The organism is Alcanivorax sp. HI0083 (genome assembly GCF_001635175.1).
In genome coordinates, this window is record NZ_LWFX01000111.1 from 1 (window position 1) to 16,685 (window position 16,685).

Genomic DNA, 16,685 nt, shown 5'->3' on the forward strand with positions numbered 1-16,685 from the left:
CCCGTACCGGGCGCCAAGCCGGCGCAGCTCATGGTTGAGGAAGCCCACGTCAAAAGGCGCGTTATGGATAACCAGTTCCGCCCCGTCGACAAAAGCCAGAAATTCATCCACCACCTTGTCAAAGGTGGGCTTGTCTGCCAGAAACTCGGTGCTGATGCCGTGAACCGCCAGCGCGCCTGCATCAATCTCCCGTTCAGGATTCAGGTACAGATGCAGGTTATTGCCGGTCAGGCGGCGATTTTCCATCTCCACGCAACCAATTTCGATCACCCGGTGCCCGTCATTGGGCTCCAAGCCGGTAGTTTCCGTATCCAGTACAACCTGACGCATTAGCCTGCTCGCCCCTGCTGTTTCATTTCATCAATACCCCGGTTAGCCAGCGCATCGGCCCGCTCATTGCCCGGGTGGCCACTATGGCCCTTGACCCACTGCCAGTCGATTTCGTGGCGTTGCACCGCTGCATCGAGGCGTTGCCACAGATCCACATTCTTGACCGGCTGCTTCGAGGCTGTTTTCCAGCCACGCTTTTTCCAGTTCGCCATCCACTGGGTGATGCCGTCCATGACGTATTTGGAGTCCGTCGTCAGTACCACCTGACAGGGAGCATTGAGGGTCTCCAGGGCCACGATGGCGGCCATCAGTTCCATGCGGTTGTTGGTGGTCTCAGGCTCGCCACCAAATAATTCCTTCTCCTTGTCACCGTAAAGGAGAATGGCGCCCCAGCCACCCGGGCCGGGATTACCGCGGCACGCGCCGTCGGTATAGATAATCACGTTCTTCAAAGACTCAGGACTCCCTGTTCTGCTGGCCCCAGCGGGCCACCGGTACCGGCACCACGGTATTGCGTGGCACCTTGCGTTGTCGTGTGGCCAACGGACGCACCACGCCGGCGCGTTTTCTTGCCACCAGCAGGTATGTATTGCCGTGACGCGGCCAGAGGAAACGCCCAAGCCAGTCCAGCAGGCGCACCCGGCTGCGACCACGATCGGACAGCGGCATAGTATAGAAGCCACTGGCCATGCCATCGACCTCAAATCCGAGAACCTGTAACCAGTCGGTCAATCGATTGGGGCGATAATAGCGTCCCATCCACCCCGGTGACTTCCACCAGAGCAGCCAGCGGGCCACCCCCATCACGCTGACGGGATGAAACCCGATGATCGCCATCTTGCCGCCCGGCGCCATGCAACGCGACGCTTCACGCAATGCCTGGTGAGGATCGGCGGCGAAATCCATGGTGTGATGCAGCAACAGCACATCCACACTGCTTTTCGCAATCGGCAACAGATCCAGACGCGACTGTAATTTCACCCCGGTAAAACCGGGCGGCGCGATGCTGGTTTGCCAGCGCAGCGGCGATTCCGACAGGAGATCACGGCCACCACCGGCATAAATCGCCACCGCGCGCTGGCCCGCCTGGCTGCGCAGCCACTCGGTCAGCATGGCTTTTTCTTCGCTCAGCAAGGCCTGGCCCGGTTCACTGTCGAGCCATTTATCAAAGCCTCTTCCCAATTCGCCGGAGGAGGCATTGAACGAGATACGGTTGAGTGGAGGTAGCTGCATAGCGGACAATCTCTTGATCCATGAATGCGTGAACCGGATGATGAAGCACTGAAACAGGTGCCAACGGACCTGCTTACAGACAGGAGCGTACCACGACATGACAGCCAGCCCTATCGCTATCCCCGCCTTCAATGACAACTATATCTGGGCATTTCATCAACAGGATCAATGTGTTGTCGTCGACCCCGGCGACGCCGCACCGGTGGAGCGTTACCTCAGCGAAAACGGTCTGACACTGTCCGCACTCTTGATCACCCATCACCATCCGGACCATGTGGGCGGTATTGCGGCATTGACCAAAGACCGGGACATTCCCGTGTACGGCCCAGCAGCGGAATCCATTCCGGCCATGAGCCACCCGCTCCGCGACGGCGACACCATCACGCCTGCGGGCACCGACCTCTCGTTCACCGTCATGGCCGTACCCGGCCACACCCTGGGCCATATCGCCTTTATCAACGCGGCACAGGGCTGGCTATTCTGCGGTGACACCTTGTTTGCCGGGGGCTGCGGTCGTCTGTTCGAAGGCACGCCGGAGCAAATGCTCCATTCCCTGCAGCGTCTGGCCGCCCTACCTGATAATACCCAGGTGTTCTGTGCCCACGAATACACCCAGGCCAACCTGACCTTCGCCGCCGCCGTCACCCCGGAAGACCCCGCCGTACGGGCGCGCTTGCAGGCCGTCATTGAGTTGCGCCAAAAAGGTAAAATCACGCTGCCTTCCACCCTCGCGGAAGAAAAAGCGACCAACCCGTTTTTACGCAGTGATGACAAAGACTTGAAGGATTCCTGTCAGCGCCATGAGCCTGGCTGCGGGGATTCTGATATGCAGTGTTTTGCGGCCTTGCGTCGCTGGAAGGACAACTTTTAGCGCCTCGTCCTTGCCGCGCCGCCTATCCGTCGCCAGAATGCATGAAATTTTTAGCGTTACTCCATGATTATGAAAAAAATTATTCCTTTAGCCCTTTTTCTCGGGCTGGGCGTCCTTGGCGGTTGTGCAACCAATAAGCCCCTTGAAGATCTTCCCCCCATGCCGGCTGCCGAGCCTTCCGTGGATGACGTCAATTTGGCGAACGGCATGGACGAACCCAGCCCAGTCGAAGACGGCGAAAATCAGCCAACCGCCGACGACCTCTGGATGCGCTTGCGCGCTGGCTACGGGCTCGATTTGAGTATCGAAAACGACCGGATTCGTGTGCAACGTGAATGGTACGCGCGCCACCCAGAGTATTTCACCCGCGTCACGACACGTTCAGAACGCTACCTGCACTACATCGTCGAGCAAGCCGAAGCCCGCGATATGCCGCTGGAACTGGCCTTGTTGCCAATCGTAGAAAGTGCTTTTGATCCCTTTGCTTACTCCCATGCCCGCGCGGCGGGGCCCTGGCAGTTTATTCCCTCCACCGGGGATTATTTCGGCATGCAGCGCACCTGGTGGGAAGACCAACGCCGGGACATCCTCAAGTCCACCAATGCCGCATTGGATTACCTGCAGCAGCTCTCCAGCCGCTTTGAGGGTGACTGGCTACTGGCGCTAGCCTCTTACAACGCCGGGGGCGGCACTGTATCGCGAGCCATCCGTCACAATAAAGAAGCCGGAAAGCCCACCGATTTCTGGAACCTGAACCTGCCCCGCGAAACCACCGCGTATGTCCCTAAATTACTGGCCATCGCCCAGATTGTCGGTGACCCGCAGGCCTACGGCGTCCCCCTCCACCCCATCGCCAACGAACCCTACTTCGCCACGGTAAAAACCGGCGGGCAAATCGACCTGGCCCAAGCCGCACGTTTGGCGGATATTTCTGTGGAAGAGCTCTACCTGCTCAACCCGTCCTATAATCGCTGGGCCACATCCCCGGATGGCCCCTTCCGGTTGTTAGTCCCTGTGGATCGGGCCGAGAATTTCCAGACGAAACTGGCCAGCCTGCCCAAAGACCAACGCATGCAGTGGGCCCGTTACGAAATTCGGCCCGGCGATAATCTGGGCGCCATTGCCCGCCAGTACCGCACGACCCCCCAGGTACTTCGCAACATTAACCACATGAAGAACAACACCATTATTGCCGGCCGCACCCTGCTGATTCCCGGCCCGGCGTCCTCCAGCAGCGACTACAGCCTTAGTGCTGAATCGCGCCTGGCCAAAAAACAGTCCAAGCACCCCAAGGGTCGCCAGCGCGTCGATTACACGGTGCAGCCCGGTGATACGCTCTGGGAAATCGCCCGCCGCCATAACGTCGGCGTGCCTGAGTTGGCCAAATGGAATAGCATGGCCCCCAAAGACAGCCTGCGTATAGGCCAGAGCCTGGCGGTGTGGACCAAGGGAAGCCTGGCGGCCAGCCCGGCCAGCAACACGCCCTCCTCCAGCAACCCGAACATGGTGCGCAAGGTCCGCTATGCGGTTCGCAACGGCGATTCCTTGTATGCCATTGCCGACCGCTTTAATGTATCGGTCAACGATATAAAAAGCTGGAACAACACGGTAGCCAACAATCGATACCTACAACCCGGGCAACGGCTGACAGTCTACGTTGATATTCGCCAAACGCACTAAACTTACCTTTGCCCTGCTGGGCCTGTTGCTCGGCGTGGTTTGCCACGCCGAGCCCACTCGCAGCCACGGTTACCACCCGTTTGGCAGCCTCAAGTACCCCGCCGATTTCCAGCACCTCGATTACGTCAACCCGGATGCCCCCAAGGGCGGCACCCTGCGATTATTCGGCCAAGGCACCTTCGACAGCCTGAACCCCTATATTCTTAAAGGCCGCAGCCCGGCCGATACGCCGGGCATCCAGATGTATGGGGTCACGGAAATCGCCGACAGCCTGCTAATGGGCAGCCAGCCACACAACCCACTTGGCGATGAGGCAGGCACGGCCTACGGGCTGATTGCCGACTGGCTGGAATACCCCGAAGATCGCAGCTGGTGCACCTTCCATATTCGCGACGAAGCCCGCTTCCACGACGGCCACCCGATTCGCGCCGACGATGTGGTCTTTTCGGTAAATACCCTGCGCGAAAAAGGCCACCCGGAGTTCACCCTGCGCCTGGCCGATATCGCCAGCGTGGAAGCCCTTGACCCGCAAACGGTGAAATTCACTTTCCACCGGGGGCGCCGGGATCTGCCTCTGATGGCAGGCGCTATTCCGATCCTGCCGCGCCATTACTGGCACAAGCATGATTTCGAAAGCGCCTCACTCACCCCGCCGCTGTCCAGTGGCCCCTATCAAGTCACCCATGTGGACGCCGGGCGCAAAGTGACGTTTAGCCGGGTAAAGGACTACTGGGCCAAAGACCTGCCGGTAAACCGGGGCCGCTATAATTTCGACACGGTGGAATTCGAGTTCTACCGCGATGCAGATGTGGGCTTCGAAGCCTTCAAGGCCGGTGGCTACGATCTACACTACGATTACAGCTCCAAACACTGGGCCACCGCCTATGCGTTCTCCGCCCTGGAAGACGGCAAGGTAAAACGCGCCGAAGTGCCCCATCAGATTCCTCGCCCGGTACAGGCCTTCTTCTTCAATACTCGCCGCGCCCCGTTCAATGACATCAATGTCCGCCGCGCCGCCAGCCTGCTGTTCGATTTCGAGTGGTCCAACAAGAACCTGTTCAGCGGTGCCTATCAACGCACACAAAGCTGGTTTCCCAACAGCGACTACCGAGCGGGCACACCCGCTCCCGAGGCAGAAAAAGCCTTGTTGACGCCGTTTCTGGATCAGCTGCCGAACGATTATTTTGACGCAGACATCAACCCGCCGGTGAACGATGGCAGCGGACAGATACGCCACCGCATGCGCGAAGCGCTGGCGCTGCTTAAAGAAAGCGGCTGGAGACTCGAGGGGCAAACCCTGGTCAATGCACAAGGCCAACCGCTGCAGTTCACCGTTTTGAATTACCACAACCCAGGCATTTACCGCATTCTTGCGCCCTGGTTTCGCAATCTGAAACGCCTGGGCATCGATGCCCAATACCGGGAAATCGACCCGGCGGCCTATAAGCAGCGGTTGGATAGCTTCGATTACGATGTGGTGCTGTTTGTGCTACCGATTCAGGCCTACCCGGGCCCGGAACTGAAAGACTATTTTCTTTCCGACAGCGCCAAGGTGGTCGGCAGCCGCAACCTGGCGGGTATTCGCAACCCGGTGGTGGATTTTCTGGTTGACCATGCGCTCAGCACCGATAACGAAGCTGACTACCGGCTCAGCCTGCAAGCGCTGGACCGCATGTTGCGCTACCAGCAATACGGCGTCCTGAACTACTATATCAGCACACACCGCATTGCCTGGTGGGACAAGTTTGCCCGCCCACCGGAACCAATCCCCTACGGACTGGGTCTGGACACTTGGTGGGTCAAAAAATAACAAGGAGTCTTTATGGCCATTAACCGCAGCCTGCTACGCGGGCTATTGGTGGGTCTGTGCTGTTTTTCCGCCTTGGCGCAGGCCGATATTCATCGCAGTCATGCCATGGCCATGCACGGCAGCCCGAAGTACCCGGCAGGCTTTCAGCACCTGGATTATGTGAACCCCGAGGCTCCCAAAGGGGGCAAATTGCGCCGTCACGTCATTGGCACCTTTGACAGCCTGAACCCTTTCGTACCGAAAGGCACCGCTGCGGCGGGTATCGGCTCTCTTGTCTATGACACGCTAACCACCCGCGCCGAAGATGAGCCCTTCACCCAATACGGCTTGCTCGCCGAAACCATCGAATGGCCGGAAGACCGTAGCTGGGTCCGCTTCCACCTTAACCCCAAAGCCACCTTCAGTGATGGCGAGCCGGTACAGGCCAGCGATGTGGTGTGGACATTCAACACACTCATCAACGATGGCGCGCCTTTCTACAGCTTTTATTACAGCGGCGTGGATCACGTCACCGCCGACGACGAACACACCGTCACCTTTCATTTCAAACCCGGTGACAACCGGGAATTGGCGCTGATCATCGGCCAGCTGCCGGTGCTTCCTGAACACGTCTGGAAAACCCGGGAATTTACCAGCGCTGGCCTGGAAAAGCCTATTGGTTCCGGCCCCTATAGCGTCGGCAATGTGGATACCGGAAAACAGATCACCTTCCAGCGCCGCAAGGATTACTGGGCCAAAGACTTGCCCATCATGCGTGGCCGCAATAATTTCGATACCGTTTCATTCGACTATTTCCTGGATGACACCGTCGCCCTGCAAGCTTTCAAGCGGGGAGATTACGACTGGCGCTTTGAAGTGAGCTCAAAAAACTGGGCCACCAGCTATAAAGGCCCGGCCTTCGACCAAGGCAAACTGGTCAAGGAGGAAGTCCCCCACTCAAACCCCGCAGGCATGCAGGGGATCGTCTACAACCTGCGTAACCCCCTGTTCCAGAACGTGGCCCTGCGCGAAGCCATGACCTACGCACTGGATTTCGAATGGTCCAACGCCAATCTGTTCTATGGCCAGTACAACCGCACACGCAGTTACTTCCAGAACTCGGACATGGCAGCCACCGGCCTGCCCAGCGAGGCGGAATTGAAATTACTGGAACCCTTGCGCGACGTCATCCCGGAGCGGGTTTTCACGGAAAGCTATGAACCGCCGAAAAGCGATGGCAGCGGCCGCCCCCGTGCCAACCTGGCCCGGGCACAAACTCTGCTCAAAAAAGCCGGCTATAAGATCAGGGAGGGCCAGCTTCACAGCCCGGATGGTACCCCGGTCAGTTTTCAGATCATGTTGCATCAACCCGCGTTCGAACGCATCCTGCTGCCGTTTGCCCGCAACCTGAAAGCGCTGGGCATTGATGCTCAAGTGGTCAAGGTAGACACCAGCCAATACGTGGAGCGCATCCGTAATTTCAACTTCGATATGGTAGTCAGTTCCTTTGCCCAGTCGTCCTCCCCCGGCAACGAGCAACTGGAATACTGGGGCAGCGACGCTGCCGAGGACCCCAGCAGCCGAAACATCATCGGCATTCAGAATCCGGCTGTGGACACCCTGGTCGATGCCATTGTCACCGCTACCACCCGGGACGAGCTGATTACCGCATGCCGCGCTCTGGACCGGGTACTACAGTGGAACTTTTACGTGATCCCCAACTGGTATGCAGACCATCATCGCTTGTCATACCGTAGCCGCCTGAAACATCCATCCCTGCCTGAATACGTAGGCATTGATGGCGCGATCGACACCTGGTGGGACAGCAACGCGCAATGATGCGACTTTATATTGCCAAACGGCTGTTGCTTATCATCCCTACCCTGTTCGGCATTCTTTTGCTGAATTTTGTCGTGGTGCAGGCCGCCCCGGGCGGCCCCGTGGAAAAGACTCTCGCGGAGCTACAGGGCATTGGTGGCGGTGCCGGCGGCAGTTTTGCCGGCGGCAGCGTGGATACGCTCAGCAACGGCGGCGACTATCGCGGCTCCAAAGGCCTGCCCCCGGAACTGGTGGAACGGATACAAAAGCTCTATGGCTTTGACAAACCCGCGCCGGAACGTTTCTGGCTAATGGTCAAAAGCTATCTGAGTTTTGATTTCGGAGAATCCTACTACCGCGATCGCTCAGTGACCGAGCTGATCGTGGAACGTATTCCTGTGTCGCTGTCTCTGGGTCTGTGGAGCACGTTGATTGCCTATATGGTGTCGATTCCCCTGGGCATCCATAAAGCGGTGAAAGATGGCTCACGCTTTGACATCTGGAGTAGCACGGCCATTGTGGTCGGTTTTGCCATTCCCAGCTTCCTGCTCGGCATTTTGCTCATCGTCCTCTTTGCCGGGGGCTCGTATTTCGAATGGTTCCCACTGCGCGGCCTGACCTCTGACAATTTCGAGCAGTTAAGCCTGTTTGGAAAAGTGTCCGACTACCTGTGGCACATCACCTTGCCCACTCTGGCTATCGTCGCTGGCAGCTTTGCCACCCTGACTATGCTGACCAAGAACTCATTCATGGATGAAATTCGCAAACAGTATGTGCAGACCGCCCGCGCCAAAGGGCTCAGCGAAAAGCAGGTGCTATACGGGCATGTTTTTCGCAATGCCATGCTGATCATTATCGCCGGTTTTCCCGCCGCTTTCGTCGGCATGTTCTTCACTGGCGTACTGTTAATCGAGTTTATTTTTTCCCTCGATGGCCTAGGCCTGCTGGGCTTCGAGTCCGTCATCAACCGGGACTACCCCGTCGTTTTTGGTACCCTGTTCATTTTCACCCTGATCGGCCTGCTGCTGAAGCTGGTCAGTGACCTGACCTATATGTGGGTCGATCCGCGCATTGATTTCGAACGGAGGCAGAGCTGATGGCCTTCCGTAACCCATTAATGCGCAACCCGGTCTGGCAACGCCAGTGGCAGGCGTTTCGTTCCAACAAACGCGGCTATTGGGCGCTGTGGATTTTTGTCATGCTGTTCGTACTCAGCCTTGGCGCCGAACTGATTGCCAACGAAAAGCCCTTGCTGGTCAGCTACGACAATGAACTCTACGCTCCCGTGTTCAACACCTACCCGGAAACCACCTTCGGCGGTTTTTTCGAGTCAGAAACCAACTACCGCGATCCCGTGGTCAAGGATCTGATCAACGACAAGGGCTGGATGGTATGGCCGCCCATCCGATACAGCTACAACACCATCAACTACGATCTCACTGTCCCTGCCCCNGCCCCGCCCTCAGCGGAAAACTGGCTGGGCACCGATGACCAGGGCCGCGATGTGCTGGCCGGGTTGATTTATGGCTTCCGTATTTCCGTTCTGTTCGGTCTGATGCTAACCATTCTCTCCAGCATCGTCGGCATTATCGTCGGTGCCATCCAGGGCTATTACGGCGGCTGGCTGGATCTTTCCGGCCAGCGGTTTCTGGAAATCTGGTCCAGCATGCCTACGCTTTACCTGATTATTATTATTTCCAGCTTTGTGGTGCCCAGTTTCTGGACGCTGTTGGTCATTCTGCTGCTGTTCTCCTGGATGGCACTCGTAGACCTGGTGCGCGCGGAGTTCCTGCGCTGTCGCAACATGGACTATGTGCGTGCCGCCCACGCCATGGGCGTACGCACCCCAATCATCATGTTCCGCCACATGCTGCCCAACGCCATGGTAGCCACACTTACCTTCTTGCCGTTTATTCTCAACAGTGCCGTGGTCACGCTCACCTCTCTGGATTTCATCGGCTTTGGTATGCCACCGGATGCGCCTTCTCTGGGCCGTCTGGTGGGCCAGGGAAAGGCGAACCTGCATGCTCCGTGGCTAGGTATCAGCGTGTTTGCCACGCTCACCCTGATGCTCACCCTGCTGGTGTTTATCGGTGAAGCCATTCGCGATGCGTTCGACACAAGGAAGTTTCTGCAATGAGCCTGCTGCGCATAGAAGGGCTGAGTATTCGCTTTGCCGACCAGCTTGCCGTCGATGACATGTCACTGGAACTCCACCCCGGGCGAATGTTGGCGTTAGTAGGGGAATCCGGTTCTGGTAAATCGCTTACCGCCTTGTCTGTGATGGACCTGTTACCGGAAAACGCGAGTTGGCAGGCCGACAGCCTGCAACTGGACGATACGGACCTGCAAACGCTTAACACTGAACAGAAACGCAAACTGCGCGGCGGTCGCATCGGGATGATTTTCCAGGAGCCGCTGACGGCCCTGAACCCCTTGCATACCGTGGAAAAACAGATCAGCGAAAGCCTGTTTGTGCATCAGGGCATGAGCAAAAAACGCGCCCGTGAGCGGTGTCTGTCGCTGCTTGAGCAGGTCGAACTGCCCGCTACACCGGACATGCTGGACCGCTATCCGCACCAACTCAGCGGGGGCCAGCGCCAGCGGGTCATGATCGCTATGGCCCTGGCCAATGAACCACAGATCCTGATTGCCGATGAGCCCACCACCGCTCTCGACGTGACGGTACAGGAAACTATTCTCGACCTGATCAAGCGGCTGCAGAAAGAGCTGAATCTCTCCATTCTCCTGATCAGCCATGACCTGGGCGTTGTCAGCCGCTTTGCCGAAGACATCGTGGTCATGCACAACGGCAAACGGGTGGAAGCGGGCCCCACAGATACCGTGCTGAATCACCCCCAGGAAGACTACACGCGCCACCTGATCCATGCGGAGCCCCAGGGTCGCCTGGAGCCGCTGCCAGATGACACTCCGCTGCTACTCGAAGCCCGTGGCATGGCCGTGACGTTCAAAGGCAAGCGCCGCGCCCTTTTCTCGCCACCACCGTTGCTCCACGCGGTGGATCAAATTGATCTGACACTGCGCCGCGGCGAGACCCTTGGCATCGTGGGTGAGTCCGGCTCGGGCAAGTCCACCCTGGCTCTCGCCCTGTTGCGGTTGATCCAGAGTGACGGCGATATCGAAATGGATGGCACGGACATCCGCGCGCTTTCCCGTTCCGGCTTACGGCAATGGCGCAGCCGTTTCCAGGTGGTATTTCAAGACCCCTACGGCAGCCTGAACCCGCGCATGACCGTGGGCCAGATTGTCGCCGAGGGGCTTGCTGTGCACGCACCCGCACTGAGCACCTCGGAAAGAGAAGAACAGGTCTGCCGTATTCTTGAGGAAGTGGGCCTGCCCACCGACGTGCGCCATCGCTACCCCCATGAATTTTCCGGCGGCCAGCGCCAGCGGATCGCCATCGCCAGGTCACTGATCATGGAACCGCAATTGCTGGTTCTGGATGAACCCACCTCGGCACTGGACCGCAGCGTCCAGCACCAGATTCTGGAATTGCTCAAATCCTTGCAGGCAAGACGTGGGCTCAGCTACCTGTTTATCAGCCACGATCTCAAGGTAATTCGGGCCATTTGCCACCGGGTACTGGTCATGAAAGACGGCAAGACAGTGGAACATGGCGATACGCAGGCCGTATTCGACAACCCGCAGCAGCCTTATACACACAAACTCATGGCCGCCGCCTTTGCCCATAGCAGGAAACAGACGGTTGCACTTTGATCGCCTGCGGGCTGGCGTAATAGCGCGGTAAATTGCCTATAATCGGAGACAAGTTGGAAGTTGAAAGGTAAAAGCGCGGATCCGTCCAGAGGCAAACCGCCTCACCTTACCGCAACGCAGCTTACCTCCGTCTTGTTGTAACGGGACAGATATCCCCAGGACGTTATTGCCGCTGGAGAAGATTATATCGCTGGCAAACACGTCAGCTCGCGTTTTGAAACTTTCAACTTTCAATTTTCTACTCAAAAAGCATATCGAGGACGAACATGGGATTTCTTGCAGGCAAGCGTTACCTGATTGTCGGCGTCGCCAGCGACCGCTCCATTGCCACCGGTATCGCCGAAGCCATGCACCGCGAAGGTGCCGAGCTGGCTTTCACTTACCAGAACGACAAACTGAAAAGCCGTGTACTCAAAGCCGCAGAACGGTACGGCAGCAGCGAAGCCATGTGCTTTCCCTGTGATGTCACCAGCGACGAGGCCATTGATGCCGTTTTTGCTGAACTCGGCAAGCAGTGGGATGGGCTAGACGGTATCGTTCACGCTGTGGGTTTCGCCCCCGCTGCCGAACTGGATGGTAACTTTGTGGATGTGGTCACCCGCGAGGGTTTCCAGATTGCCCACGATATTTCCAGCTATAGCTTCGTGGCACTGGCCAAGGCTGGCAAAAGCATGCTGGCCGGCCGCAATGGCGCCCTGCTCACCCTTACCTACCACGCCGCCCGCCAGTCCGTGCCCAACTACAATGTGATGGGCATGGCCAAGGCCAGTCTGGAGGCGTCTGTGCGTTATCTCGCTGCCAGCATGGGGCCGGATGGCGTCCGTGTGAACGGCATATCTGCCGGCCCCATTCGCACTCTGGCGGCCTCTGGCATCAAGAAATTCCGCAGCATGCTCGACTACAATGCCGCCAAGGCACCTCTGCGCCGTAACGTGACCATTGAGGAAGTGGGCAATACCGCCGCGTTTCTGTGCTCAGACCTGGCCTCCGGCATTACCGGCGAGATCACCTATGTAGACGCTGGCGCTAGCACAGTATCCATGCCGTTTGAGCTTGAGCTCTAGGACTGATGCCTCAAGGCAACGCCTAGAAAAAGCAAAGGCTTAAGCACAAAAAAGCCCACCATCTCGGTGGGCTTTTTTGTGGGCGGAACACCGCAGGGAAATTACTCTCCCTGGTTGGCGCTCAACCGGGACGGATGGAGCTCCACATCGCCCTCGTCACGTAACAGGGCAACCACCTGACGGAAATTGCGCTGCCCTTCCACATTGGCAAGTTCAACCAATGCTGCCTGCTGCTGGGCATCACTCAACGGTTCGGCATTACCGTCGGCAACGCGAGTTACCTGGTAGGCAACCACAGAACCGTCACCCAGACGGGTCAGCTCTACAGGAGAGGCCTCTCCTTCTTCGAAACGCGGCGCACCGAATGCACCGTTGACCACTTCCATGGACGGTTCTGCACCGCCGCGCTGCAGGCCTTCCTGCTCTTCAACTTCTACCTCGAACAAGTCCGCCACTGCCGCCAGATCAGCACCATCATCAATGGATTTCTGTGCTTCTTCACTAAGCTGCTGGACCTTGTCCATGGCGTGCTCACCTTTGAGGCGCTCACGGATAGCGAAAGAGACTTCCTCCAGGGGCATGGGTTCAGCAGACTTGTTCTCTGCGATACGCACAGCGATATAGCGGGTCGAATCGATTTCGATCAAATCACTGTTGTGCCCTTGTTCACGCACCTGATCAGAGTTCAGCGCCTGCTGCACCTGAGGCAGGGACAATGGCGCATCAGCCGCCGCCAGGTCGACCCAGTCCGTAGTTACCACAGACGTGCCCACCTGCTCTGCCGGGCTTTGTAGATCGGCATGCTCGTAGAGCAGCTCTTCCAGCTTCGCCACATCGTCATTCAACAACGCTTCGGCACGGGCTTTTTTCAGGTCGGCGCGAATTTGATCCGACAGCTCCGCCAGTGACGGCAATTCACGAGCGGTCTCCTCCTGAGTCACCTTGATCAGGTGGACCCCGGCGTCCGTTACCACCGGCGCAGAGACGGTGTCAGAAGCCAGCTCGGCAATGGCGTCTTCCATTTCTTCAGGCAAGGCCCCCTTGGAAACCACACCCAGATCACCACCAGACTGGGCGCTGCCTGAGTCGTCGGAGTACTGGGCAGCAGCATCTGCAAAGGATTTACCACCGGCAATGGCTTTCGCCGCTTCACGGGCACGGACCTTCGCCTGTTCAAGATCCCGGTCATCGTTCACTTCGATGAGAATATGTGACACCTGGCGTGGTGCGTCACCGGCGCCCGCTTCTTCCATGATGGATTTACGGACATCGTATTCCGCCTTCACATCCTCGTCAGTAACGCTCACCTGATCGGCATATTTGTCTGCAGACAGTTCAACGTAAGACACCTTGAACTCTTCAGGGCGCATGAATTCACCCTGATTCTCGTCATAGAAGGCTTTGACCTCTTCGTCTGACACGCTGAACTGCTTGCGCAGCGAGTTGATATCCAGTTGCGCATAACGGATGTCGCGGGACTGCTCCCCCAGACGACGCTGTTCGTTCAGCTCGGAAGGAAGCGAAAAGTCCGTCTGCATGAAGCCCGCACGGAACTGCTCCTTGATCATGTCCTGGCGCAACCCCTGGATGTAACTCTGCGGGTTCATCCCGCGGGCGCGCAGTTCACGCTCGAACCGCTGTTCGGAAAACTTGCCGTCTTCCTGGAACAACGGCACCTTGTAAATATCGGCAGCAACCTGTTGTTCACTGAACACCATGCTGGATTGTTCCGCTGCGGCCAGAATCAATTGCTCGTTGACGATGCCATCCAGCACCATTTCCGGACGCACAAATGAATCCAGCAATGCAGGATTCATGTTCGGACTTTGCTCGCGAAGCATGTTACGAACCCGCTCTACCCGCTGGTTCACAACACTACGTGTGATCTTGCTGCCTTCCACTTCAGCTACCACGTCGCCTGTGCTTCCACCGACAAAGTAGCCGTAAAAGCCGGAAATCACGAAAGGAAGAATGATTGCGGCAAGCAGGACCTTGCCCACGGGACCGCGGACAAACCGTCTGAACTCCTGCATGAAATTACTCCGTAGGGATACTCTCGAAATTCGATCTTATTATTCAGAACCGGCGGATGACTGCAGGTTCCCTTAAATGCAAAAAAGCGTACCCCTTACGAGTACGCTTTCTCAAACTGGCGGAGCGGACGGGACTCGAACCCGCGACCCCCGGCGTGACAGGCCGGTATTCTAACCAGCTGAACTACCGCTCCTGCAAACAGTTTAGTTCACCGCGTCTTTCAGTGCCTTACCGGCTTTGAAGCCCGGTACGTTGGCAGCGGCGATCTTGATGGTCTGGCCAGTTTGCGGGTTACGGCCATCGCGGGCTTCACGACGCTTCACTGCAAAAGTACCAAAACCTACCAGAGAAACGCTGTCACCTTTTTTCAGGGCACCAGTTACCGCTTCCAAAGTAGAATCCAGAGCACGACCTGCGTCGGCTTTGGAAATATCCGCGCTAGCGGCAATCGCATCAATCAACTCTGACTTATTCACAAAGTTCCCCTTTCTCTATTTTCCCGGTTTTATGGTCGAGGCGTGATGCACTCTCCTTATGCGAAGCCGCCTTTATACCAACGGGTATCAGGGGCGTCAAGAAAGGAGAAGCGCGATCTCACCCAAGTTAAAACAATTGAAAAACCATACAGATCAACAATTTAAAAAGGTTTAAATATGATCCGTTAATGTGTACTAGGACGTTTGTTACCTTCCTGGTTTTTCTCTTCTGCCAGCGCTAAATCCTCTTCCAGCTCCGCTTCGGAAAGCGGATTTGGTTGATGAGTCAGTGCCACATCAAGTACCTGGTCAATCCATTTTACTGGTCGAATGTCCAAGGACGCCTTGATATTGTCGGGGATCTCCTTGAGGTCCCTCTCATTTTCTTCCGGAATCAATACAGTCTTGATTCCGCCGCGATGGGCAGCCAACAACTTTTCCTTGAGGCCACCAATCGGCAGCACCTGCCCACGCAGGGTAATTTCACCGGTCATGGCCACATCCGCACGCACCGGAATACCGGTCAACACCGACACCATGGCCGTACACATTCCGATACCTGCACTGGGGCCATCTTTTGGCGTTGCCCCTTCCGGCACATGCATGTGCAGGTCGTTGCGATCCAGTGCCCGGCGGCGAATGCCCAGGGTGCCTGCACGGCTTTTCACTACCGTCCACGCAGCCTGGATAGATTCCTGCATTACATCACCCAGTGAGCCGGTAGAAATCACCCGCCCCTTGCCTGGCGTGGAAACACTTTCAATGGTGAGCAGCTCACCGCCCACAGACGTCCATGCAAGGCCGGTTACCTGACCGATCTGATCCTGTTCTTCAGCACGACCAAAGCTGAACTTGCGCACACCGAGATAATGCTCAACCAGCTCTTCACTCATGGTGACCGTTTCCGTTTCACCGGTGAGCAAATGTTCTTTCACCACCTTGCGGCAAATCTTGCTGATTTCACGCTCCAGCCCACGCACGCCAGCCTCCCGGCTGTAATGGCGAACGATGTACCGTAACACGGCTTCATCAAATAACAGCTCATCTTTTTTCAGGCCGTTGTTTTTGATTTGCTTGGGGATCAGGTACTGCAGCGCAATATTGACCTTCTCTTCCTCGGTATAACCGGGAAGACGAATCACTTCCATGCGGTCCAGCAACGGGGCCGGAATATTCATGGAATTGGACGTACAGATGAACAGGGTTTCAGAGAGATTGTAGTCCACTTCCAGATAGTGATCGCTGAACGTGTCGTTCTGTTCCGGGTCCAGGACTTCAAGCAGAGCAGACGCTGGATCACCCCGGTTGTCCATGCCCATTTTGTCGACTTCATCGAACAAAAACAGCGGGTTACGGACGCCGACCTTGGACAGTTTCTGGATAACCTTACCCGGCAAAGAGCCGATATAGGTCCGGCGATGGCCACGAATTTCTGCTTCGTCACGGACACCACCCAACGCCATGCGAACGAACTTGCGATTGGTGGCACTGGCGATGGATTGCCCCAGTGAAGTCTTGCCCACCCCGGGTGGCCCCACCAGGCACAACACCGGCCCTTTTACCTTGCCGACCCGGCTTTGTACGGCCAAAAATTCCAGCACGCGGTCTTTTACGTCTTCCAGACCGTAGTGGTCCCGGTCCAGTACTTCCTT

14 protein-coding genes and 1 tRNA gene are annotated in these 16,685 nt (G+C 57.1%); 8 read left to right on the plus strand and 7 right to left on the minus strand.

The features are described 5' to 3' along the window. The 3 genes from A3754_RS01245 to A3754_RS01255 form a co-directional block, all read right to left on the minus strand. A partial coding sequence (locus A3754_RS01245; RefSeq protein WP_255363096.1) for an exonuclease domain-containing protein occupies nt 1-330 on the minus strand: 330 nt, incomplete at its 3' end. After that, entirely contained in the window at nt 330-782 is a 453-nt protein-coding gene (gene rnhA / locus A3754_RS01250) for a ribonuclease HI (RefSeq protein WP_007148484.1), read from the minus strand. The genes A3754_RS01245 and rnhA, both read right to left, overlap by 1 nt. 4 nt (nt 783-786) lie before the next feature. Beyond that, on the minus strand, nt 787-1,563 hold the full coding sequence (locus tag A3754_RS01255) for a class I SAM-dependent methyltransferase (protein ID WP_063518644.1): 777 nt from the start codon (nt 1,561-1,563) through the stop codon (nt 787-789). 97 nt (nt 1,564-1,660) lie between these two features. Here A3754_RS01255 and gloB point away from each other — a divergent pair, with 97 nt between their 5' ends. The 8 genes from gloB to A3754_RS01295 all read left to right on the plus strand — a co-directional run bounded on the left by gloB (nt 1,661) and on the right by A3754_RS01295 (nt 12,523). Further along, nucleotides 1,661-2,434 carry a hydroxyacylglutathione hydrolase gene (gene gloB / locus A3754_RS01260; protein WP_063518645.1) on the plus strand — a complete coding sequence of 258 codons (774 nt, stop codon included), beginning with the start codon at nt 1,661-1,663 and terminating at the stop codon, nt 2,432-2,434. A gap of 207 nt (nt 2,435-2,641) precedes the next feature. After that, nucleotides 2,642-4,114: a LysM peptidoglycan-binding domain-containing protein gene (locus A3754_RS01265; RefSeq protein ID WP_231880435.1), complete on the plus strand. Its 1,473-nt coding sequence runs from the start codon at nt 2,642-2,644 to the stop codon at nt 4,112-4,114. Then, on the plus strand, nt 4,092-5,924 hold the full coding sequence (locus A3754_RS01270; protein ID WP_063518646.1) for an extracellular solute-binding protein: 1,833 nt from the start codon (nt 4,092-4,094) through the stop codon (nt 5,922-5,924). Before A3754_RS01265 ends, A3754_RS01270 begins: the two co-directional genes overlap by 23 nt. Before the next feature lie 12 nt (nt 5,925-5,936). Continuing rightward, a complete protein-coding gene (locus A3754_RS01275) occupies nt 5,937-7,742 on the plus strand; it encodes an extracellular solute-binding protein (RefSeq protein ID WP_063518647.1) in 1,806 nt (601 codons plus the stop codon). After that, nucleotides 7,742-8,818 carry a microcin C ABC transporter permease YejB gene (locus A3754_RS01280; RefSeq protein WP_063518654.1) on the plus strand — a complete coding sequence of 359 codons (1,077 nt, stop codon included), beginning with the start codon at nt 7,742-7,744 and terminating at the stop codon, nt 8,816-8,818. Before A3754_RS01275 ends, A3754_RS01280 begins: the two co-directional genes overlap by 1 nt. Beyond that, nucleotides 8,818-9,861 carry an ABC transporter permease gene (locus A3754_RS01285; protein ID WP_063518648.1) on the plus strand — a complete coding sequence of 348 codons (1,044 nt, stop codon included), beginning with the start codon at nt 8,818-8,820 and terminating at the stop codon, nt 9,859-9,861. The genes A3754_RS01280 and A3754_RS01285 overlap by 1 nt, the downstream gene beginning before the upstream one ends. Next, nucleotides 9,858-11,459 (plus strand): ABC transporter ATP-binding protein, encoded by a 1,602-nt coding sequence (locus A3754_RS01290; RefSeq protein ID WP_063518649.1) that lies wholly within the window; start codon nt 9,858-9,860, stop codon nt 11,457-11,459. Before A3754_RS01285 ends, A3754_RS01290 begins: the two co-directional genes overlap by 4 nt. 266 nt (nt 11,460-11,725) lie before the next feature. Continuing rightward, nucleotides 11,726-12,523, plus strand: coding sequence for an enoyl-ACP reductase (locus A3754_RS01295; protein ID WP_063518650.1), 798 nt, complete (start codon nt 11,726-11,728; stop codon nt 12,521-12,523). Between the two features lie 101 nt (nt 12,524-12,624). Here the strand turns inward: A3754_RS01295 and A3754_RS01300 are convergent, their stop codons facing one another. From A3754_RS01300 to lon, 4 genes are all read right to left on the minus strand, one after another. After that, on the minus strand, nt 12,625-14,556 hold the full coding sequence (locus A3754_RS01300) for a SurA N-terminal domain-containing protein (RefSeq protein WP_063518651.1): 1,932 nt from the start codon (nt 14,554-14,556) through the stop codon (nt 12,625-12,627). 117 nt (nt 14,557-14,673) lie between these two features. Further along, a tRNA-Asp gene (locus tag A3754_RS01305) sits at nt 14,674-14,750 on the minus strand. Between the two features lie 10 nt (nt 14,751-14,760). After that, nucleotides 14,761-15,033, minus strand: coding sequence for an HU family DNA-binding protein (locus A3754_RS01310; protein ID WP_039925990.1), 273 nt, complete (start codon nt 15,031-15,033; stop codon nt 14,761-14,763). 185 nt (nt 15,034-15,218) lie between these two features. Further along, nucleotides 15,219-16,685 (minus strand): endopeptidase La (lon, locus tag A3754_RS01315; RefSeq protein ID WP_063518652.1); only part of this gene is annotated, 1,467 nt, incomplete at its 5' end.